This is a genomic window from Halomonas ventosae (assembly GCF_004363555.1).
GTDB lineage: Bacteria > Pseudomonadota > Gammaproteobacteria > Pseudomonadales > Halomonadaceae > Halomonas > Halomonas ventosae.
The window spans coordinates 34320-54092 of the sequence record NZ_SNZJ01000016.1 but is presented as its reverse complement, the minus strand read 5'-3'; the positions used below and the strand labels follow the sequence as shown (position 1 = coordinate 54092).

The window sequence follows — 19773 nt, the reverse complement described above, 5'->3', positions numbered from 1 at the left end:
AACGCAAACGCAAGAGGCGCCCCTGAGGGCGCCTCTTGCGTTGCGGCTGGAGCGCGACGTGTCAGTCGCGGTACTTCTCCAGCACCAGGCAGGCATTGGTCCCGCCGAAGCCGAAGCTGTTGGAGAGCACCCGCTCGACCTTCACGCCGTCGCGGCGCTGGGTGACGATATCGAAACCATCGGCCTGCTCGTCGAGGGTCTCGACGTTGGCGGAGGCGACGATGAAGTCGTTCTCCATCATCAGCAGCGAGTAGATCGCCTCCTGGACGCCGGTGGCCCCCAGGGAGTGGCCGGTCAGCGACTTGGTGGAGCTCATCGCCGGCGTGGAGTCGCCGAAGACCTCGCGGATCGCCTTGAGCTCGGCCACGTCGCCCACCGGGGTCGAGGTGCCGTGGGTGTTGATGTAGTCGATCTTGCCATCGACGGTCGCCATGGCCTGGCGCATGCAGCGCACTGCCCCCTCGCCGGAGGGCGCGACCATGTCGTGGCCATCGGAGGTGGCACCGTAGCCGGTCACCTCGGCATAGATCTTCGCGCCGCGCGCCTTGGCGTGCTCCAGTTCCTCGAGCACCAGCATGCCACCACCGCCGGCAATGACGAAGCCGTCGCGGGCCTGGTCATAGGGTCGGGAGGCCTTGTCGGGGGTGTCGTTGTAGTGGGTCGAGAGCGCCCCCATGGCATCGAACAGGCAGGAGAGGGTCCAGTGCTCCTCCTCGCCGCCGCCGGCGAAGACCACGTCCTGCTTGCCCATCTGGATCTGCTCCATGGCACTGCCGATGCAGTGGGCTGAGGTGGCGCAGGCCGAGGAGATGGAGTAGTTGACGCCCTTGATCCGGAACGGGGTCGCCAGGCAGGCCGAGACGGTGCTGCCCATGGTGCGGGTGACCCGGTAGGGCCCCACGCGGCGCAGCCCCTTCTCGCGCATCAGGTCGGCGGCCTCCACCTGGTTGGCGCTGGAGGCGCCGCCTGAGCCGGCGATCAGTCCGGTACGCTCGCTGGAGACCTGCTCCGGGGCCAGCCCCGCGTCCTCGATGGCCTGGGCCATGGAGACATAGGCGAAGGCGGCGGCGTCGCCCATGAAGCGGCGCAGCTTGCGGTCGATCAGGGCGTCCAGGTCGATGTCGACGCTGCCGGCCACCTGGCTGCGGAAGCCCCGCTCGGCGTAGTCTTCCTTGAAGCGAATGCCCGAGCGCCCGTTCCTGAGCGCCTCCAGAACCTGTTGTGCGTCGTTGCCCAGGCAGGACACGATGCCCAGGCCGGTGACTACCACTCGTCGCATGGGAGCCTCCTGTTCAGAAATTCGCGGTGGAGGTGAACAGGCCGACGCGCAGGTCGTTGGCCTGGTAGATGTCGCGGCCGTCGACGGATACGGTGCCGTCGGCCATGCCCAGGATCAGGCGCCGGGTGATGATGCGCTTGATGTTGATGCGGTAGGTGACCTTCTGGGCATCGGGCAGGATCTGACCGCTGAACTTGACCTCGCCGCAGCCCAGGGCGCGGCCGCGGCCGGGATGGCCGAGCCAGCCCAGGTAGAACCCCACCAGCTGCCACATGGCGTCCAGGCCCAGGCAGCCGGGCATCACCGGATCCCCCGGGAAGTGGCAGTCGAAGAACCACAGGTCGGGGTGGATATCCAGCTCGGCGATCAGCTCGCCCTTGCCGTGATCCCCGCCTTCCTCGTGGATGTGCATGATGCGGTCGAGCATCAGCATGTTGGGGGCCGGCAACTGGGCATTGCCCGGACCGAACAGCTCGCCGCGTGAGCAGGCCAGCAGTTCTTCGCGATCAAAGGAGTGTTGCTTGGTCACTGAATCGTTCCGAGAGTCGAGATCATTGTGTGCCGAAAGCGGCCTGGGGCCGCCGGGCGGCTGTGCCTAGTCTACTGTCCACACACGATGAATGCACGCCGCAGGCGGGAGGGGCGGGGCTGGCCTCAGCGGAGCCGCCTGGCCAGGGCAGGCGTCTTGCCCAGGTAGGCGCTCAGGGCCAGGCAGATCAGCGCCCAGGCCAGCGCCTCGGCGGGCAGCAGCCAGGGGGCCAGCTCCACCCCGGCGAGGCGGGCGCCGGCATAGTAGGAGAGCGGGCCGCTGGTGGCGCCACCGAGGGCGGCCAGCCAGGGGTATTGCCAGAGCCAGGCCAGCGAGTGGTGGACCAGGGTGGCGAAGAGGGGCCAGAGCAGCCACAGCCAGGCGGGCATGCCCCCCAGCAGGGAGGTCCCCTCGGCGAAGGCGAAGCCGCCGGCCAGCGTCAGGCCGCCGTCCACCACCAGCCCCAGCGCGGCGAATCCCGCCAGCCAGCGCCACTCCCCGGGGCGGGCCAGCCAGGCGAGGTGCAGGGTGAGGATCAGCGCGACCGCCAGCAGGCCGACCCGCGAGCCGCCCAGCACGCAGGCGAACCAGCCCACCTGGAAGGTAGCCAGGTTGGCCAGCATCTTCACGGGACCGTCGGGCAGGATGGCCATCGCGGGTCACGCCGCCCCGGTGAGCGGTGCCGGCCGGGCACCGGGCTTGGCCAGCAGCAGGTGGCAGGTGCCGATGGTGCGCTCCAGGAAGCCGCCCTCGCAGTAGCAGAGGTAGTAGCGCCACATGCGGATGAAGCGCTCGTCGTAGCCCAGCCGGCGCACGGTCTCGAGGCTCGCCTCGAAGCGGTGGCGCCACTCGCGCAGGGTGCGGGCGTAGTGCAGGCCGATCTCGTCCAGGTCGATGACGTTGAGCGAGGTGTGGCGCGTCAGGCCGTCGAGGATGGCGCGGTGCGACGGCAGGAAGCCCCCCGGGAAGATGTAGCGCTTGATGAAGTCCATCTCGCGCTTGGCCGCCTCGTAGCGCTGGTCGCGGATGGTGATCGCCTGCAGCATGGCCTGGCCGTCGTCGGTGAGAAGCCGGTCGAGGGTCGCCAGGTAGGTGCCCAGGTACTGGTGGCCCACCGCCTCGATCATCTCCACCGAGATCAGCCGGTCGTACTGTCCCTCGAGCTCACGGTAGTCCTGCTGGAGCAGGGTGATGCGCTCGCCCAGCCCCTCCTCCTCGATGCGTCGTGCCGTGTAGGCGTGCTGCTCCGCGGAGATGGTGGTGGTGGTCACCCGGCAGCCGCGGGTCTTCGCCGCATGGATGGCCAGCCCACCCCAGCCGGTGCCGATCTCCAGCAGGTGGTGATGGGGCTGGAGATCGAGCTTCTCGAGCATCAGGTCGAGCTTGTGGGTCGAGGCCTCCTCCAGGCTCGCCTCGGGGTGCGGGAAGACCGCGCTGGAGTACATGCGGTGGTCCTGGTCGAGGAAGGTGGCGAACAGCGCATTGCCGATGTCGTAGTGGGCGGCGATGTTGCGCTTCGACCCGCGCAGGCTGTTGCGCTGCAGGCCGTAGAGGGCCCCGAGCAGCCAGCGCCCGAGTCGCGCCGGGCCGTTCTCGATCTCGCCGTTGACCCGTTCCAGGTTGGCGGCGAACAGCCGCACCAGGGCCACCGGGTCGTCGGCATCCCAGTCCCCCTCCATGTAGGACTCGGCGGCGCCCACGGTGCCACCCAGGGCCAGGCGCTTCCAGGCGCGGTGGTGGCGCACCACCAGGGTGACCCGCAGCGGCCCTCCCTGGCCCAGCTGGTGGCGCTGATGGCCGTCGATCAGGGTGATGTTGCCGCCCTCCAGGCGGTCGAGCTGGGCCAGCACCCGGGGCTTGAGCCAGCGGGTGAGACGGTCGCCCTCGGGCGCCAAGGGGCGGGCAGTGGCGGAGCGAAGGGTGTTCACGACGAGCTCTCCTCACGGGAAGGGTGGTCCTGGCCGGGGTGGTCATGGACGGGAATGCGCTTGAGCCAGAGCCGCAGCGCCTCGAAGTGGATGCCGGCGAGGGTCTTCAGGTTCATCCACGGCTGGCGGGCCAGGGTGGCCAGCAGCACGCCGCGGGTCGCCGGGCGGGCCTGCAGGGTCAGGGTGGCGTCGAAGTGGCGCTCGCCATCCTTCCAGTTCTCCATGTGCATCGACAGGGCGTCGCCCGGGGTGTCGAAGCGCCAGCGGTAGGTCATGTCCATGGGGTTGAAGGGCGAGACGTGCATGACCTTGTCGAACTCGGCGACATGGCCATGGCGGCGAGGCGACACGGCGCAGGCATAGCGGGTGCGCTCCCCCCAGGGCGTGTTGCTCACCTCGCCGAGCACCGCGCGCAGCTCGCCGCGCGCATCGTAGGCGTAGTAGAGCGATACCGGGTTGAAGCCCAGCCCCAGGGTGCGCAGCTGGGTCAGCACGCAGATTCGCCCGTCCGGCGCGCTGCCCAGCTGGCGCTCCAGCTCCTCGCGCACCGCCTGCTTGAGGGGGCGATCGTGGGGGGCCAGGTAGTCCTCGCGGCGAAAGCGCGCCAGCGCCGGGCGCCGGGCGCTGAAGCCGGGCACGCCGTCGAAAAGCTCCGGGAGCTCGTCGAGGTCGATCCAGGCCATCCACAGGCCATACTCGAAGGCGTGGGGCCGCGGCAGGAAGCGGCGATGGCGCAGGGTCCCCCGGTAGATGCGCGAGCGCGGCGAGCGAATCATGCCACCTGCTCCTCGGCGGCCGGGACCGCCATGGGTGACGGCGCCTGGCGGCGGTCGTCCTCGTCGCAGCCCAGGGCCCGCGCCACACGTAGCGCACTCCAGACCCCATCCTCGTGGAAGCCGTTGCGCCAGTAGGCGCCGCAGTAGTGGGTGCGCTGCTCGGGGCCGGAGATCTCGCCGTGGCGGGCCTGGGCCGCCTGGCCGGCCAGGGTGAACTGGGGGTGGGCATAGGTATAGCGGCCCAGCACCCTGGCGGGGTCGATGGCGGCGCTGTCGTTGAGGGTCACGCAGAAGGTATGCGGGGCGCTGATGCGCTGCAGGATGTTCATGTCGTAGGTCACCGAGACCCGGGCGTCGTCGCCGCGGCCATCCAGACGGTAGTTCCAGCTCGCCCAGGCGCGCCGGCGGCGCGGCAGCAGCCGGGTGTCGGTGTGCAGCACCACCTCGTTGTCGGCGTAGGGCAGGGCGCCGAGGATCTCGCGCTCGGCGGCGCTCGGGTCGTCGAGCATCGCCAGCGCCTGGTCGGCGTGGCAGGCCAGCACCACCTGGTCAAAGGCCTGGACGCCGCCTGCGGTGCGCACCTCGACCCAGTCGGCATGGCGGCGGATGCCGCGCACCGGGGTGGCCAGGTGGATGCGGCCGGCGCAGGGCGCGGTCAGCGCCGGGATGTAGCTGCGCGAGCCGCCCACCAGGGTGTGCCACTGGGGGCGGTCGTTGATCGACAGCAGGCCGTGGTGGCGGAAGAAGCGCACGAAGAACAGCAGCGGGAAGTCGCGCAGGTCACGGATGCTGGCCGACCAGATCGCTGCGCCCATGGGCAGCAGGTAGTGGTGCTGGAAGTCGTCGCCGAAGCCGTTGGCATCCAGCCAGGCGCCGAGGGTCATGGCGGGGTCGAGCTGACCCTCCTCCAGCGCCCGGGTCGCCTCGCGGTTGAAGCGCAGGATGTCGCGCAGCAGGCGGTGGAAGCTGGGGCGCAGCAGGTTGCGGCGCTGGGCGAAGAGGCTCGCCAGGGTGTGGCCGTTGTACTCGAAGTCGCGAGCCGTCTCGTGCACCGAGAAGCTCATCTCCGTGGGCTGGCTGGCCACGCCCAGCCGCGCCAGCAGCCGCTGGAAGTGCGGGTAGGTCCAGTCGTTGAAGACGATAAAGCCGGTGTCGATGGCGTAGTGGCGCCCCTCGAGCTCCACGTCCATGGTGGCGGTATGGCCACCCAGGCGCTCGTCGGCCTCGAACAGCGTCACCTCGTGGCGGCTCGACAGGTACCAGGCGGCGGCCATGCCGCCGATGCCGCTGCCGATCACGGCAATGCGTTGGGCGGCAGCCCGTCGGGCGTCGTGGGGCGGGTGTGACGGGGTGAACGAGGCGGTCATGGGCGGGTCTCCTGGCGGGTCATGCGCAGGCCCAGGCGATGGCGCAGGCCCGGGGGGAGGATACCCGCCAGCCGCACCAGCAGCGTGAAGCGTCGCGGGAAATGGATGTCCAGGCGGCGCCTGGCGAGGCCGTCGAGGATCGCCGTGGCGGCCTCGTCGACGCTCACGCGCATGGGCATGGCAAAGTCGTTGCGGTCGGTCAGCGGTGTCTTGACGAAGCCGGGGTGGATCAGGCTCACGCCGATGCCTTCCGCGTCCAGGTCGAGGCGCAGCGACTCCAGGAAGTGGCTCAGCGCGGCCTTGGAGGCACCGTAGGCCTCGGCCCGAGGGAGCGGCAGGTAGGCCGCGGCGCTGGAGGTCGCGGCCAGCAGCGGGTGCCCGCCCTCGGCACGGGCCCGGCGCAGCAGGGGCAGGGCGGCCTCGACGCCGTAGACGGCACCGAAGAAGTTGGGGGCGAAGACCCGCTCCACCAGGTCGACATCGAAGTCGCGGGCGTCCAGGTACTCGCAGGTGCCGGCATTGAGGATCACCAGGTCCAGGCCGCCGAAGGCCTCGCCCAGCCGCTCGCCGGCTCGGCGCACGGCCTGGCGGTCGGACACGTCCAGGGGCAGCAGCAGGGCGTTGTCGCGACCGGCAGCGAGCTCCTGCAGCGCCGGCTCGCTGCGAGCGCTGAGCGCCACCCGGTGCCCCTCGTCGAGCAGGCGCTCGGCCAGGGCGCGCCCGATGCCCGAGGTGGCCCCGGTCAGCCAGATGCGCTGCCTGTCACTCGCTGTGGTCATGGTCTTTCCCCATTCTCGTCGGCCGTCAGCGGGCCAGTTGTCGCTTCACCAGTCGTATCGCGCCCCCCAGCAGGGGCAGGCGCTCGTAGAGCAGGGCGCCGGCGTCGAAGTAGTCGCGGTGCCTGGCCACCCGGCCGTCGTCTGCGAAGCGCAGGTGCGAGCAGCCCTCGACCTCCACCCCGCGCCCGCCGTCGAGGCGGGGATGCACCAGGTGCATCGTCCAGGTGACGAACGCCGTGTCGTGCCGTTGCAGCGTCTCGTGGAAGGTGAAGTGGCACGATGTCACGTTGTCGTACAGGGTGTCGAAGTAGGCCTCCAGCGCCTCCCGCCCCCTGATGTGGTGCAGCGGGTCGATGAAGTCGACGTCGTCAGTGTATACCTCGTATAGCTTCTTTGTACAGGTCTTGTCCAGTTTATTGAAGAAGGCGCAGAAGGCCTCCAGGTCAGGTGCCTGGCGCATGGCAGGGTCTCCCGTGTCGGGTGGGCGTCACTCCGTGTTCAGGGCCTTGAAGGCCTCCAGGGCGTGGGCCCGGGCGGTGCGGTGGTCGACGATGGGGGGCGGATAGTCGACCCCGCCCAGCAGGTCCTGGGAGGGAGCATGGCGGGCCTTCGCCGGCAGGCCGGCCAGCGCCGGCAGCCACTCGGCGAGGAAGCGGCCCTCGGGGTCGAAGCGCGTGGACTGGGTGGTGGGGTTGAAGATGCGAAAGTAGGGGGCGGCATCGGTGCCGGTGGAGGCGGCCCACTGCCAGCCGCCGTTGTTGGCGCAGAACTCGCCGTCCACCAGGTGGCGCAGGAAGAAGGCCTCGCCGCGGCGCCAGTCGATCAGCAGGTGCTTGCTGAGGAACATGGCGGTGACCATGCGCAGGCGGTTGTGCATCCAGCCGGTCGCCACCAGCTGGCGCATGGCGGCATCGACGAGGGGGTAGCCGGTGCGTCCCTCGCACCAGGCGGCGAAGCCGGCCTCGTCGTCGCGCCAGGCAAGCCCCTCGGTATGGCGCTGGAAGGGGCGATGGCGACAGACCCGCGGGAAGCCGACGGCCACGTGGCGATAGAACTCCCGCCACACCAGCTCGTTGACCCAGGCGGTGAGCCCGGCGTCGCCCTCGGCCAGGGCGCCGTCGTTCTCGGCCAGCACCGCCTGGAGGCACTGGCGGTGGGAGATCATGCCCAGCGCCAGGTACGGGGAGAGCTCGCTGGTGCCGGGGGTCGCCGGGAAGTCCCGCTGCGCGGCGTAGTGGCGTCCCCGGAAGCGCAGGAAGCGCTCCAGGCGGTCGGCGGCAGGGCCCTCGCCGGCGGGCCAGGTGCGGCCGTCGATCGGCGTGTCGGCAAGCTCGGGCAGTCCGGGCAGCGGGTCGGAGGCGAGGCCGATGGGCGCCTGGGGCGTCGGGGTGTCGTGCAGGGTGATCCGCTCCGGCGTCAGCTGGCGGTGCCAGGCCCTGGCGAAGGGGGTGAAGACCCCGTAGTAGTCGCCCTTGCCGGTGAGCAGCTCGCCGGGGGCGAAGGCCACGGCGTCATGGTGGCCGCTGGCGGTGAGGCCCGCCTCGTCGAAGGCCTCGATCACCGCGGCATCGCGGGCCAGCTCGTCCACCGGGTATTCGCGGTTGAAGTGCAGGCCGACGGCGCCGGTCTCCCGGGCGATGGCCAGCAGGGCCGCCGGGGCCTCGCCGAAGTCGTCGATGTCGCGGTGCAGCAGCGGGATCCCCAGGCCGTCCAGGCTGTCGGCCAGGGCAGCCACCCCGCGGCCCCAGAAGTCGAGCTTGTTGGCGCCGTGGCCGTGGCGCTGCCAGTGGGGGAGGCTGCGCAGGAAGACGGCAATCACGGGGCCCTGGCGGGCGGCCGTGGCCAGGGCAGTATTGTCCTGGATGCGCAGGTCGCTGCGGAACCAGACGATCACGGGGCGGGTCATGGGAGGCTCCGGTTCAGCGTACGGGCAGGCGGGCCTGGAGGCGCTCCATGGCCTCGCCGAGGTCATCGCCGAGCAGCTCCACGCGGGTCTCCTCCAGGTCGGCCTCGCGGATGCGAGCCATGGGGCCGCAGGCCATCAGCGGCACCTCGAGCTGCTCGGCCAGGCGCGGCAACTGGCGCCGCACCAGCTCGGCCTTCTCTGCCTTGCCGCTGGCCAGCAGCAGGGCCGCCGCCTGGAAGCGCTCCACCGCCAGCGGCAGCTCGCTGCAGGGCAGCGGGGCATCGAAGAGCTGGACCCGATAGCCGCGGTCGCTGGCGGCCAGGGCCGTGAGCAGCACCCACAGCGGGGCGGGGTCGTCGGGCAGGGGAGCGACCAGCAGGGTCGGGCCCATGCCCAGCCGGTTGGCATGCAGCAGCCGGGTGCCGATGCGCGTGCGCAGGAAGGTCTCGAGGGTGCGGCGCTGCAGCACGTCGCCGAGCTGCTCTCCCCAGCCCTCCTCGAGCTGGCGGACCACCGGCTGCCAGAGCTCGGCCAGGCAGGTGGGTACCGGGTAGAGCGCCAGCGACTGGTTGAACAGCTCCTCCAGGCGCGTCAGGTCCAGCGCCTGCACGGCGCTGATGAGCAGGCGGCGCTGGCCGGGCCAGTCGCCGGCCGCCGGCGCCGGGGCCTCCGCGCTCTCCGGCTGGTCGAGCAGCTCGCGCACCTGGCTGACCGGCACCCCGCGATTCAGCCACTGCAGTATGCGTTCGACGCGCTCGATGTCCTCGCGGGCATAGAGGCGGTGCCCCTTGGGCGTGCGCTGCGGCTTGATCAGGCCGTAGCGGCGCTCCCAGGCGCGCAGGGTGACGGAGTTCACCCCGGTCAGCCGGGAGACCTCGCGGATCGGGTAGAGGGGGGTGTCGGCCGGACGCCTTGCCTCGTCATTCATGAGCGTGCCGACTCCCTTGCCTGCTCGGTGCAGTGTGGGATGGGTGCTCGCCAGTGTGGGGCGCTGGAGCCGAGGTCGAGCAGTGTCAGGGCATGGGGCATGGAAGTCTCCAGTCGCGATGGGATCAGGGAGTGTCGGCCGCCAGGGCCTCGCCGAGGTGGTGGCCGGAGAGCCAGGCATCCCCGACCCGCGGCCCGCGCCAGCCGTCGCCGCAGAGTGCCAGTCCGGCGGACGAGCGCCGATAGTCGCGGTTGACGGCCTCGCCCGCGGCGAAGACGTCCGGCTGGGCGTAGCGCCAGAGATGGGCGCCCAGGTCGGTGGGCTCGGGCAGCGTGACACCGCGCGGCAGGCGCGCGCGGAAGGCGTCGAGCAGCGCCCGGGCCACGGCCTCGGCACCGAGCTCGAGGTGGGCCTCGCTCCACTCCAGGCGTGCCAGCAGGCTGAGGCTCTCGCCCTGGCCGTGGCGGCCCGGCTTGTGGTCGTTGCGGCTGACGAAGCGCAGCGGATCGTCGGCTGGCGCCCGCTCCTGGCCGGGGTCCAGGCGTACCGCCTGCCAGTCGTCGTCGACGCCCGGCAGGGCGGGCAGCGGCGCATCGAAGCGCGCCCAGGCCGTCCAGCAGGGGCGCTGGATCACCGCCTCGCAGGCCTCGGCCAGGGCCGTCTCGTGGCCCGCCAGCAGCGTCGCGGCCTGGGGCGTCGGGACGGCGATCACCACCCGCGTGTAGGGGCCGTGGCGAGCGTCGTCCTGGTCCAGCAGCCACCACTGGCCGTCATGGGATTCGAGGCGCGCGATGCGCGTGCCGGAGGTGACCTCGAGCCCTTCGGCCAGCGGGCGGGTCACGGCACTCATGTGCGGGGTGCCGATGAAGCGCTCGACGTTGTCCCGGTGGGGCTGCCAGCCCTTCTCGGTGACCTGCCAGAGGGTCTCGGGCCAGCTGGCGACATGGCCTGCCTCTCGCCAGGCGGTGACCCGACGACGGAAGGCCGGGTCGCGCACGCTGAAGAACTGGGCGCCCAGGTCGACCACGGCGCCCGGCAGGCGCCGGCTGGACATGCGTCCCCCGGGGCCGCGGCCCTTGTCGAAGAGGTGCACCGGCAGGCCAGCCGCGCTTAGGGCCTGCCCGCAGGCGAGGCCGGCGATGCCGGCGCCGATGATGGCGGTGGAAACGGGAGGCTGGGACATGGTCATCTCGTGCAGTCAACGGCGTTCATCGCTAGACTAGCAGAAGTGTACAACGGCTGTATAACTCACGGTGGCTTGTCTTAAATGGCATGGGGAGGGATTCCGGATGCGAGTGCTGATCACGGGCGGCAGCGGTTTCGTCGGGCAGCGGCTCTGCCGGCGGCTGAAGGAGGCGGGGCATCGCCTGCTGGTGGTGTCGCGGGAGCCGGAGCAGGTGCGCGACCGCCTGCCGGAGGGCACTGATATCCGCCGTTCGGTGCTGGACTTCGTTGACACCCCGCCGGACGCCATCGTCAACCTGGCCGGCGAGTCGATCGCCGCCCGGCGCTGGAGCGACAACCAGAAGAAGCGCCTGATCGACTCCCGGGTCAACGTCACCGGTGACCTGGTGATGCTCTGTGAGCAGCTCCAGGCCAGCCAGGGCCGGACCCCCCGGGTGATGGTCTCGGCCTCGGCGATGGGCTACTACGGCGACCAGGGCGATCGCGAGGTCACTGAGGAGACCCCGCCCCATGACGAGTTTGCCCACCGCCTCTGCAAGCGCTGGGAAGACACCGCCCGGGAGGCGGCGGACTTCGGCGTGCGCGTGGCCCTGCTGCGCATAGGCCTGGTGCTCGATGCCGGCGGCGGCAGCCTGCAGAAGATGCTACCGCCCTTCAAGCTGGGGCTGGGCGGCCGCTTCGGCGACGGCAAGCAGTTCATGCCCTGGGTCCACCGCGAGGACCTGGTCCGCGCAATCCTCTTCCTGATCGAGCGCGATGACCTGGAGGGCCCCTTCAACGGCAGCGCCCCCCACCCCGTCACCAACGCCGAGTTCACCCGCACCCTGGCCGGGCAGCTGGGGCGTCCCGCCCTGATGCCGGTACCGGCCATTGCCCTGGAGACCGCCTTCGGCGAGATGTCGCGGCTGCTGCTGACCGGCGCCGACATGCGCCCGGCCCGGCTGCTCGAGGCGGGCTTCGAGTTCCGGTTCGAGACGCTGGAAAAAGCCCTGGCCGATATTCTGGGGTAGCCGCCAAGCCGCCAAGCCGCCAAGCCGCCAAGCCGCCAAGCCGCCAAGCCGCCAAGCCGCCAAGCCGCCAAGCCGCCAAGCCGCCAAGCCGCCAAGCGGCCAAGCGGCCAAGCGGCCAAGTGGGGCCGGGAAGCACCAGGGCAGCGGGCATGCCCCGCCGGTTCAGCCCGACACAGGGCTCAGCGTGTCTCGTCACCCACGGTGACGATCACCCGCACCGCGTCCAGGCGCAGCCGGGCGCCCTCGATGGCGGTGTCCAGCTCGGCGCGCTCGGCGCGCAGCGCCTCGAGTTCGTCGGCGCGCACCGCGGGGTTGAGCCGCGAGAGCGCCTCGAGGCGGCTGAGTTCGGCATCGAGCTCGGCCCGCATGCGCACCTGGGCGGCCTCGACGATGCTCGGCAGCTCCCGCTCGGCCTCCGCCTCGGCCCCGTCGAGCAGCTCGCGCAGCCGGTCGTGGCGGCTCTTGATCAGATCGCGGGCCACCGCCTTCTTGACCTTCTGCACCGCCTTGGAGAGGCCGGTGAAGGAGATCCTGTCGGTCAGGTTGGCGCCGGATTCGTCGAGCAGCACGCGCACCGCGGTGGGCGGCAGGAAGCGGTTGAGGTGCAGGCGCTTCGGTGCGGGGCAGTGGGTGCGGAAGACCAGCTCGACCATCAGGCGACCGGCGGGGATCGCGGGATGCCTGAGCAGGGCCAGCGCCGTGTTGCCCATGGGGCCATCGAGGATCCGGCCCATCATCTCGCGCAGCAGCGGGTGTTCCCAGGAGAGGCGCTGGACGTCGTCCCGGGCCAGGGCCCGGGCGCGGGAGAAGGTGGCCGAGAAGCCCTCCTCGCCCTTCACCAGGCCCGGCAGGCCGTCGAGCATCTGCGGGCTCGGCTGCAGGTGCTGAATGCCACCGCCCAGTTCCTGGCTGTCGACGCCGAAGATGTCCAGCGCCTGGTCCAGATAGCGGGTCAGGGCCTTGTCGGCATCGAGCTCGCGGATCGCCGCGATGACCGCATCGGCGCGCTCGTGCCGGCAGGCGTTGAGCTCCAGCAGGCGGTTGCGCCCGGCGTCGCGCTCGGCCAGGCGTGCCTCGAACAGCGCCCGGGTCTCCGCGATCACCTCCTCGAGGGCCTCGTCGTCGAGCAGGCTGTCGGCCAGGGTGTCGCCGAAGGCAGCATGGATCTCGCTGCCCAGGCCATGGGGCGCACTGAAGGCGTCCATGCCCTGGTGGTACCAGCGCAGCAGCTTCTCGCCGGGGCTGCCGGCGAACACCGGCACATGCAGCTCGATGGCATGGCGCTGGCCGATGCGGTCGAGGCGGCCGATGCGCTGCTCCAGCTGGTCGGGGTGCAGCGGCAGGTCGAACATCACCAGGTGGCGGCAGAACTGGAAGTTGCGCCCCTCGGAGCCGATCTCCGAGCAGACCAGCACCTGGCAGCCTTCCTCCTGGTCGGCGAAGGCCGCCGCGGCGCGGTCGCGCTCCACCAGCGAGAGCCCCTCGTGGAACACCGGGGCCTGATAGCCGCCGAGCACGCGCAATCCCTCGGCCAGGCCCAGGGCGGTCTCGCGGTCATGGGCGATCACCAGCACCTTGTCACCGGCGAAGCCGCCCTCGCCGTCATCGGCGAGGCGCTCCAGCAACCAGGTCACCCGCGGGTCGAACTGCCACCAGGGCTCGGTGTTGAGCGGGTCGTCGGCCAGCGCCCGGTACATGGCATCCGGGTAGATCAGTACCTCGGGATGGTCGAGGCCGGTCTCGATCAGCAACTCGTCCAGGTAGTCCTCGTCGCGCGCCAGGCGGCGCAGCACACGGCGATAGGAGGAGGGCGCCTCGAGCTCCGCGACATGCAGGCGGCGCTCGGGGAAGCCGCCCACATGGCGGCGGCTGTTGCGGAACATCACCCGGCCGGTACCGTGGCGGTCCAGCAGCTGGTCGCGCAGCTGGTCGCGGGCGGCGCCGTGCTGGTCCTCCCCGCGTTCGGGGTCGGCCAGGGTGTCGAGCAGGGCCAGGCTGTCGGGCTCGGCGATCACCGCGGCGACGCTATCGCGGTCGGCCTCCTCGCCCGGCAGGCGCTCCAGGGCGTCGATCGCCTCGGCCACCTCCACGTAGTGTTGCTCCTCCTCGCGGAAGGCCTCGAGGCTGTGGTAGCGGTCCGGGTCGAGCAGGCGCAGCCGGGCGAAGTGGCTTTCGAGGCCCATCTGCTCCGGGGTGGCGGTGAGCAGTAGGATGCCGGGCACCTGGGCGGCCAGGCGCCCCACGCAGGCGTAGCCGGGGCCACTCTGCGTCGGGCTCCAGTCCAGGTGGTGGGCCTCGTCGACGATCAGCAGGTCCCAGTCGCAGGCCAGCGCCTGCTGCTGGCGATGGGGGTTGGCGAAGAACCAGTCCTGGCTGGCCAGCACCAGCTGGCCGGCCTCGAAGGGATTCGCCTCGCCGTGGGCCTGGCTCTGCTGCTCGTCGAGCAGGGTGACTTCGAGGGCGAAGCGGCGCAGCAGCTCCACCAGCCACTGGTGGGTCAGGCTCGCCGGCACCAGGATCAGCGCCCGCTCGGCGCGGCCGGTGAGCAGCAGGCGATGCAGGATCAGTCCCGCCTCGATGGTCTTGCCCAGCCCCACCTCGTCGGCCAGCAGCACCCGCGGGGCGTGGCGACGGGCCACCTCGTCGGCGATATAGAGCTGATGGGGGATCAGGTCGATGCGCGGGCCGGCCAGGCCGAGTGCCGGGTTCTGCTCGATGCGGTGGAAGTGGTGCAGGGTGCGAAAGCGCAGGTCGAACCAGTCGTTGCGGTCGACCTGGCCGGTGAGCAGGCGGTCGCGGGCCTGGTCGAACTGCATGGTGTCGGCGAGCCGTGCCTCGGGCAGCTCGCACAGCTCGCCGGCGTCGTCCTCGCCGATGTAGACGATCAGGCCGCCGATCTCCTTGCTGTCGTCGACGGTCATCTGCCAGCCCTCGGCGGACTGGATGCGGTCGCCGCTGCCGAAGGCCACCCGGGTCAGGGGGGCATTGCGGCTGCTGTAGGTGCGGGTTTCCTGGCTGGCGCCGAAGAGCACGGTGACGCTGCGGGCGTCGACGTTGAGGATGGTGCCCAGGCCGAGTTCGGCCTCGCCGTCGCTGATCCAGCGCTGGCCGGGAGAGTAGTCGCTCATGGTGCCTCGGGGATGCTTGGGATCGGTTCGGTGCCGCTGGCCACACCCGGCCCGGCGGCGACAGGGCGCGGTATCTTACAGCAAAGCCCAGCGCGGCTTAAGCACTCGCGCCGATCAGCGCTCCTCCAGCCAGGTCGAAAGCCGTGCGCGGGTGAGCTCCCCGACGTGCTGCTCCAGGGCGCGCCCCTCGCCGTCGAAGAGCAGGGTGGTGGGCAGGCCCGGGGACTCGGTCAGCACCATCAGCCGCTGGCGCGGGTCGAGCAGGGCATGGCCGAAGTCGAGGCCCTGGTCGTCGAGGTAGCGCACCACCTGCAGCAGCTCCTCGCCCTGGTTGACGATCACCACGGTGACCCCCTCCCGGGCGTCCGCCTCGGCCAGCAGCGGCATCTCGCGACGGCAGGGCGGGCACCAGGTGGCCCAGAGGTTGACCACCACCCGCTCGCCGGACAGCGAGGCCAGGTTCACCTCCTCGCCGTCGAGGTTCTCCAGGGCGAGGTCGGGCAGCTCGCGCAGGGCCATGCCGCCGCCCAGCGGTGCCAGGGTGACCAGCGTGAGCCACAGCAGCGAGGCGCCCAACGCCAGGCCCATGCCGCCGAGCATGGCACCCAGCCGGTCGCGCAGCGACCAGGCGGTCCAGCCTAGCGCGGCCAGCAGGCCCCAGAGGCCGTGGTAGCCGGGCTGCCAGAGCTTGAGGATGTCCAGGGGCGCCTCGGCATAGGCGCCCAGGTTCATCAGCCCATGCCCCAGGCGGGCACCGACCAGCCAGGCCAGCAGCAGGCCGTTGAACCAGCGGGCATGGCGCCCCCGGGGCAGGCCGAGAAGGAAGGCGCTGGCGGCCAGCAGGACCAGGGCGGCGAAGAAGGCATAGAGGCGTGGCAGCGCGATCAGGACGGGCCCCAGGGCGATGGCATCCATGTCGTGGCGGTGACTCCGAGAGGTCGGCGGCGGGCGCCGCAGCGGGTACACTGGGCGGGTTCGTTTCGCCAAGCCTACTGCCGGCGGGCAGGGCTGTCATCCAGCGGGAGCACTCATGGCACGACCGGCCTTCGATACCCTGCGCGCCCTGGCGATCGCCAGCCAGGCGACGGGTTTCATCCTGATCATCACCCTGGAGACCCTGATGGGGGATGCCGCCCGGCCCTGGCAGGGCTGGACCCTGGCGGCCATGGTGGCGGCCGCCCTGTGGATCGCCCTGGTGCGCCTCTACCGCCGCAACCGGGCGCGCAAGGCCATGGCGAGGCGCCTGGCCGACGATGACGGCGATGCGGACTGACCGCGCCGCGGGGTACCTGTGGCGGGGCGGCCTGCTGGCGCTGCTCCTGCTGCTTTCCGGCTGTGCCGCTTCCCCGGTGGCCCGGGAACACACCACCGCCCTGACCCCCGAGGCGGTCGCCTCCACCAGCCTGGGCCGCTGGGCCCTCGACCAGGCCGCGCCCCACGAGGGCCTGAACGGTCTGGCGCTGCTCGCCGACGGCCGCGACGCCTTCGCCGTGCGCTCGCTGCTCGCCGCCCGGGCCGAGCGGCGCCTGGATATCCAGACCTACCTGATGGGCGACGGTATCACCACCCGGGCCCTGCTGCACCGGGTGCTGGAGGCCGCCGAGCGGGGCGTGACGGTGAGGCTGCTGCTCGACGATATCGGGGCCGTCGGCCAGGATGCGCGCCTGGCCGCCCTGGACAGCCACCCGCGCATTGAGGTGCGGGTCTACAACGCCCTGCCGCTGGGGCGGGGCCACCTGGCCACCCGGGTGCTGGCCTCGCTGCCGGTGGCCGGCCGCCAGCATCGGCGCATGCACAACAAGCTGTGGCTCGCCGACAACGCCCTGGGCATCGTCGGCGGGCGCAACCTGGGCGACGAGTACTACAACGCGAACTCCCCGCGCAACTTCGCCGACCTGGACCTGCTGGTCATGGGGCCGGTGATGGAGCCGCTGTCGCGCAGCTTCGACCTCTACTGGAACCATGGCCTGGCCCAGCCCATCGGCCGCTATCGCCAGGCCGCCCCCGACGCCTGGCAGGGGCTGCGCGACGACCTGGCCGCCTGGCTCGAGGCGCGCAGCGACTCGAGCTACTTCAACGCCCTGCGCGAGCGCTACGAGAGCCGCTCCCGCAGCCGGCTGGCCGATGCCCTGCACTGGGGGGAGGCCGAGGCCCTCTGGGACCCACCCGGCAAGCCGGCGCGCCGCGGCCGCCCGCCGCTGGCCGAGACCATGGCCGGCCAGCTGGCGCGCCGGGTCGCCCCCGAGTCGCGGTTGCTGCTGGTCTCCGCCTACTTCGTGCCCACCGAGGCGGGCAGCCGCCGGCTGCAGGCCCTGGCCGAGGCGGGCATCGAGGTGAAGGTGGTGACCAACTCCCTGGAGGCCTCCGACGTCCCGGTCGTCCACGGTGCCTACGCGCCCTACCGGGCACAGCTGCTGGCGAGTGGCGTGGCGCTCTTCGAGCTGCGCGGTGACCTCGAGGCGGACACCGACCCGCGCGACGAGAGTGTCGGCAGCTCCGCCTCGGTGCTGCACATCAAGGCGCTGGGAATCGACCAGGACCGGCTCTTCGTGGGCTCGGCCAATGCCGATCCCCGGTCGGTGTGGTGGAACACCGAGGTGGGGGTGCTGGCCGAGAGCGAGCCGCTGTTCGACGACTTCATGGACTTCGTGGCCGAGGGGGCGAGTCCCCAGCAGAGCTATGCCCTCGAGCTCGATGCCCGGGGACGGCTGCACTGGCTGTCGCTGATCGATGGCCGCCCGGTCCACCTCGACCGTGAACCGGGCTCGGCGGGCGCGCGTTTCCTTGCCTGGCTCAGCGGCGTGCTGGGGCTGGAGCCCTGGCTCTGAGGCCATTCGTCGCCGTGTATGCTCGGGGTAGCCGATCATAGGGAGGAGCCATGACCGACTCGATCTCCACCGAGGCCCAGGAGGCCTCGCCGTCACGACTGACGCGTCTCAGGGTCCCGCTGGGGCTGGCGCTGGGGCCGCTGGCCTTCCTGCTGCTGGCGCTGACGGAGGTGCCGGCACAGATGCCGGCGGCGGCCTGGCAGGTGGTGGCGCTGACCGCCTGGATGGCGACCTGGTGGGTGCTGGAGCCCGTGCCCATCGCGGTCACCGCCCTGCTGCCGGTAGCCGTGCTGCCGCTCATGGGGGTGGCGCCCATCGACCAGGTGGCGGCGCCCTATGCCAACCCGCTGATCTTCCTCTTCCTGGGGGGCTTCCTGCTGGCCGAGGCGATCCAGCGCTGGAGCCTGCATCGGCGCATCGCCATGCTGGTGCTGCGCATCTCCGGGCTGCGCCCGGACCGGCTGGTGGGCGGCTTCATGGTCGCCACGGCGGCGCTGAGCATGTGGGTCAGCAATACCGCCACCGCAGCGCTGATGGTGCCCATCGGCATCTCGGTGCTGACCATGCTGGAACGGGAGGGCGGCGAGGGCGCCAGCCACCACATGGCCCTGACGCTGCTGCTGGGGATCGCCCTGGCTGCCAATATCGGCGGCATGGGTACCCTGATCGGCACGCCCCCCAATGCGCTGCTGGCCGGCTTCATGGCCGACAACTACGGCATCGAGATCGGCTTCGCCCAGTGGATGCTGGTGGCGGTGCCCCCCGCCCTGCTGCTGCTGGTGCTGGCCTGGTGGCTGCTGACTCGCTGGGTCTACCCGGTGAGCCATGACGAGCTGCCCGGGGTGGCGCAGATGCTCCGCGATCAGGCCGAGGACCTGGGGCGCATGAGCCGTCCCGAACAGCGCGTGGCGGCGGTCTTTGCCCTCGTCGCCCTGGCCTGGGTCACCCGGCCGCTGCTGGAGTCCTGGCTGCAGGTGCCGCTCAGCGATGCCGGCATCGCCGTGATCGGGGCCCTGCTGCTGTTCGTGGTGCCGGCCCGCTGGCGCCAGCGCCAGTTCCTGATGGACTGGGACAGCGCCCGTCAGCTGCCCTGGGGGGTACTGGTGCTGGTCGGCGGCGGGCTCAGCCTGGGCACGGCGATCGAGGGCAGCGGCCTGGCCGCGGCGGTGGCCGAAGGGCTGGGGGCCTTCGGTGCCTGGCCGACCTGGGGGCTGGTGGCGATGGTCGTGGTGGTGGTGATGCTGATGAGCCACGTGACCAGCAATACCGCCACCGCGGCGGCGATCCTGCCGCTGACCGCCGCGCTGACCGTGAGCCTCGGAGCCAGCCCGCTGCTGCTCTCGGTGCCGGTGGCCATGGCGGCGAGTTGCGCCTTCATGCTGCCGGTGGCGACCCCGCCCAATGCCGTGGTCTTCGGCAGCGGCCGGTTGAGCGTGGCGGAGATGATGCGCGCCGGGGCCCTGGTGAGCCTGGCGGCGATCCTGGTCATCACCCTGGTGGTGTTTGGCCTGGCCATGCCGGTGCTGGGTTTCGGCTGGCGCGTTTGATCCAGGACATTGCCGGATCGCCGACAGCGTCTAGGCTAGGATTCAGGAGGGGTGCCGCGGGGCACTCCGGTATGTCACTGAAAGGGCAGATATCATGTACCAGTCAATCCTCGTTCCCGTCGACGGCTCCAGCCATGCCGAGAAGGCGCTCCAGGTGGCCGCCCAACTGGCGAAGGGAACGTCCGCCGTCCTGCACCTGATGACCGTGGCCGAGTTTCCGCCGGACAACATCGGCCTGTTCACCGGTGGCACCGCCGAGCCCTTCTCCGAGGAGGAGCGCGAGAAGCTGGCAGCCGGGATGAAGGAGGAGGCCCACAAGGCGATCGACAAGGCGCGTGCCACCGTCGACCTCGCCGGCACCGAGGTCAAGGAGGTGGTCCGCCAGGGTCGCCCGGCGGAGCTGATCACCGCCGAGGCCGAGGAGCTCGGCGTCGATGCCATCGTCATGGGCAGCCGCGGCGTCAGCGACGTGCGTGGCATGGTGTTCGGCAGCGTCTCCCACAAGGTCAGCCATACCGCCGATTGCACCGTGATTACCGTGACTTGAGGCGCGCTGGCGCCCGCCGGCATGCGGGAATGCCCA

18 protein-coding genes are annotated in these 19773 nt (G+C 71.2%); 5 read left to right on the top strand and 13 right to left on the bottom strand.

Features of this window, described 5'->3' with window-relative positions:
• Window positions 1-61 precede the first annotated feature (61 nt).
• The 11 genes from fabB to DFP85_RS13450 form a co-directional block, all read right to left on the bottom strand.
• The gene (fabB, locus tag DFP85_RS13500; RefSeq protein WP_133636887.1) at window positions 62-1279 is read right to left on the bottom strand and encodes a beta-ketoacyl-ACP synthase I; all 1218 of its coding nucleotides are present in this window, start codon (window positions 1277-1279) and stop codon (window positions 62-64) included.
• A gap of 13 nt (window positions 1280-1292) precedes the next feature.
• Entirely contained in the window at window positions 1293-1808 is a 516-nt protein-coding gene (gene fabA, locus DFP85_RS13495; RefSeq protein WP_040183089.1) for a 3-hydroxyacyl-[acyl-carrier-protein] dehydratase FabA, read from the bottom strand.
• Between the two features lie 125 nt (window positions 1809-1933).
• Window positions 1934-2461 (bottom strand): DUF2878 domain-containing protein, encoded by a 528-nt coding sequence (locus DFP85_RS13490; RefSeq protein WP_133636885.1) that lies wholly within the window; start codon window positions 2459-2461, stop codon window positions 1934-1936.
• A 6-nt stretch (window positions 2462-2467) separates the two neighbouring features.
• Entirely contained in the window at window positions 2468-3736 is a 1269-nt protein-coding gene (locus tag DFP85_RS13485) for an SAM-dependent methyltransferase (protein ID WP_133636883.1), read from the bottom strand.
• On the bottom strand, window positions 3733-4512 hold the full coding sequence (locus DFP85_RS13480; protein ID WP_133636881.1) for a DUF1365 domain-containing protein: 780 nt from the start codon (window positions 4510-4512) through the stop codon (window positions 3733-3735). The genes DFP85_RS13485 and DFP85_RS13480 overlap by 4 nt, the downstream gene beginning before the upstream one ends.
• Window positions 4509-5879 carry an NAD(P)/FAD-dependent oxidoreductase gene (locus tag DFP85_RS13475; RefSeq protein WP_133636879.1) on the bottom strand — a complete coding sequence of 457 codons (1371 nt, stop codon included), beginning with the start codon at window positions 5877-5879 and terminating at the stop codon, window positions 4509-4511. The genes DFP85_RS13480 and DFP85_RS13475 overlap by 4 nt, the downstream gene beginning before the upstream one ends.
• The gene (locus DFP85_RS13470) at window positions 5876-6658 is read right to left on the bottom strand and encodes an SDR family NAD(P)-dependent oxidoreductase (RefSeq protein ID WP_133636877.1); all 783 of its coding nucleotides are present in this window, start codon (window positions 6656-6658) and stop codon (window positions 5876-5878) included. Before DFP85_RS13470 ends, DFP85_RS13475 begins: the two co-directional genes overlap by 4 nt.
• A 25-nt stretch (window positions 6659-6683) precedes the next feature.
• Complete coding sequence (locus DFP85_RS13465) at window positions 6684-7118, bottom strand: nuclear transport factor 2 family protein (protein ID WP_133636875.1); 435 nt, start codon at window positions 7116-7118, stop codon at window positions 6684-6686.
• A gap of 27 nt (window positions 7119-7145) precedes the next feature.
• A complete protein-coding gene (gene phrB / locus DFP85_RS13460) occupies window positions 7146-8564 on the bottom strand; it encodes a deoxyribodipyrimidine photo-lyase (RefSeq protein WP_133636873.1) in 1419 nt (472 codons plus the stop codon).
• Between the two features lie 13 nt (window positions 8565-8577).
• Complete coding sequence (locus DFP85_RS13455) at window positions 8578-9492, bottom strand: MerR family transcriptional regulator (protein ID WP_133636871.1); 915 nt, start codon at window positions 9490-9492, stop codon at window positions 8578-8580.
• Window positions 9493-9616: 124 nt separating this feature from the next.
• Window positions 9617-10675, bottom strand: coding sequence for an NAD(P)/FAD-dependent oxidoreductase (locus tag DFP85_RS13450; protein ID WP_133636869.1), 1059 nt, complete (start codon window positions 10673-10675; stop codon window positions 9617-9619).
• Window positions 10676-10781: 106 nt separating this feature from the next.
• Between DFP85_RS13450 and DFP85_RS13445 the strand changes: the two genes are divergently transcribed.
• On the top strand, window positions 10782-11687 hold the full coding sequence (locus tag DFP85_RS13445; protein WP_133636867.1) for a TIGR01777 family oxidoreductase: 906 nt from the start codon (window positions 10782-10784) through the stop codon (window positions 11685-11687).
• Between the two features lie 179 nt (window positions 11688-11866).
• Here DFP85_RS13445 and rapA read toward each other — a convergent pair whose 3' ends face one another.
• Together rapA and DFP85_RS13435 are read right to left on the bottom strand one after the other, a co-directional pair.
• Window positions 11867-14815, bottom strand: a complete 2949-nt coding sequence (gene rapA / locus DFP85_RS13440; protein ID WP_133636865.1) for an RNA polymerase-associated protein RapA — start codon at window positions 14813-14815, stop codon at window positions 11867-11869.
• Between the two features lie 114 nt (window positions 14816-14929).
• Window positions 14930-15730 carry a TlpA family protein disulfide reductase gene (locus tag DFP85_RS13435; protein WP_133636863.1) on the bottom strand — a complete coding sequence of 267 codons (801 nt, stop codon included), beginning with the start codon at window positions 15728-15730 and terminating at the stop codon, window positions 14930-14932.
• A 115-nt stretch (window positions 15731-15845) separates the two neighbouring features.
• Here DFP85_RS13435 and DFP85_RS13430 point away from each other — a divergent pair, with 115 nt between their 5' ends.
• The 4 genes from DFP85_RS13430 (at window position 15846) to DFP85_RS13415 (ending at window position 19737) form a co-directional block, all read left to right on the top strand.
• Entirely contained in the window at window positions 15846-16088 is a 243-nt protein-coding gene (locus DFP85_RS13430) for a hypothetical protein (protein ID WP_106232087.1), read from the top strand.
• Window positions 16078-17643: a phospholipase D family protein gene (locus tag DFP85_RS13425; RefSeq protein WP_133636861.1), complete on the top strand. Its 1566-nt coding sequence runs from the start codon at window positions 16078-16080 to the stop codon at window positions 17641-17643. Before DFP85_RS13430 ends, DFP85_RS13425 begins: the two co-directional genes overlap by 11 nt.
• A gap of 50 nt (window positions 17644-17693) precedes the next feature.
• Window positions 17694-19190, top strand: a complete 1497-nt coding sequence (locus DFP85_RS13420; protein WP_133636859.1) for an SLC13 family permease — start codon at window positions 17694-17696, stop codon at window positions 19188-19190.
• A 94-nt stretch (window positions 19191-19284) separates the two neighbouring features.
• Complete coding sequence (locus DFP85_RS13415; RefSeq protein WP_133636857.1) at window positions 19285-19737, top strand: universal stress protein; 453 nt, start codon at window positions 19285-19287, stop codon at window positions 19735-19737.
• Window positions 19738-19773: the final 36 nt, after the last annotated feature.

Bases quoted from the DNA above. Each gene is read 5' to 3' on its own strand.
- fabB (WP_133636887.1), bottom strand. From the start codon at position 1,279: ATGCGACGAGTGGTAGTCACCGGCCTGGGCATCGTGTCCTGCCTGGGC.
- DFP85_RS13490 (WP_133636885.1), bottom strand. From the start codon at position 2,461: ATGGCCATCCTGCCCGACGGTCCCGTGAAGATGCTGGCCAACCTGGCT.
- DFP85_RS13480 (WP_133636881.1), bottom strand. From the start codon at position 4,512: ATGATTCGCTCGCCGCGCTCGCGCATCTACCGGGGGACCCTGCGCCAT.
- DFP85_RS13475 (WP_133636879.1), bottom strand. From the start codon at position 5,879: ATGACCGCCTCGTTCACCCCGTCACACCCGCCCCACGACGCCCGACGG.
- DFP85_RS13470 (WP_133636877.1), bottom strand. From the start codon at position 6,658: ATGACCACAGCGAGTGACAGGCAGCGCATCTGGCTGACCGGGGCCACC.
- DFP85_RS13465 (WP_133636875.1), bottom strand. From the start codon at position 7,118: ATGCGCCAGGCACCTGACCTGGAGGCCTTCTGCGCCTTCTTCAATAAA.
- phrB (WP_133636873.1), bottom strand. From the start codon at position 8,564: ATGACCCGCCCCGTGATCGTCTGGTTCCGCAGCGACCTGCGCATCCAG.
- DFP85_RS13455 (WP_133636871.1), bottom strand. From the start codon at position 9,492: ATGAATGACGAGGCAAGGCGTCCGGCCGACACCCCCCTCTACCCGATC.
- DFP85_RS13450 (WP_133636869.1), bottom strand. From the start codon at position 10,675: ATGTCCCAGCCTCCCGTTTCCACCGCCATCATCGGCGCCGGCATCGCC.
- DFP85_RS13445 (WP_133636867.1), top strand. From the start codon at position 10,782: ATGCGAGTGCTGATCACGGGCGGCAGCGGTTTCGTCGGGCAGCGGCTC.
- rapA (WP_133636865.1), bottom strand. From the start codon at position 14,815: ATGAGCGACTACTCTCCCGGCCAGCGCTGGATCAGCGACGGCGAGGCC.
- DFP85_RS13435 (WP_133636863.1), bottom strand. From the start codon at position 15,730: ATGGATGCCATCGCCCTGGGGCCCGTCCTGATCGCGCTGCCACGCCTC.
- DFP85_RS13430 (WP_106232087.1), top strand. From the start codon at position 15,846: ATGGCACGACCGGCCTTCGATACCCTGCGCGCCCTGGCGATCGCCAGC.
- DFP85_RS13425 (WP_133636861.1), top strand. From the start codon at position 16,078: ATGCGGACTGACCGCGCCGCGGGGTACCTGTGGCGGGGCGGCCTGCTG.
- DFP85_RS13420 (WP_133636859.1), top strand. From the start codon at position 17,694: ATGACCGACTCGATCTCCACCGAGGCCCAGGAGGCCTCGCCGTCACGA.
- DFP85_RS13415 (WP_133636857.1), top strand. From the start codon at position 19,285: ATGTACCAGTCAATCCTCGTTCCCGTCGACGGCTCCAGCCATGCCGAG.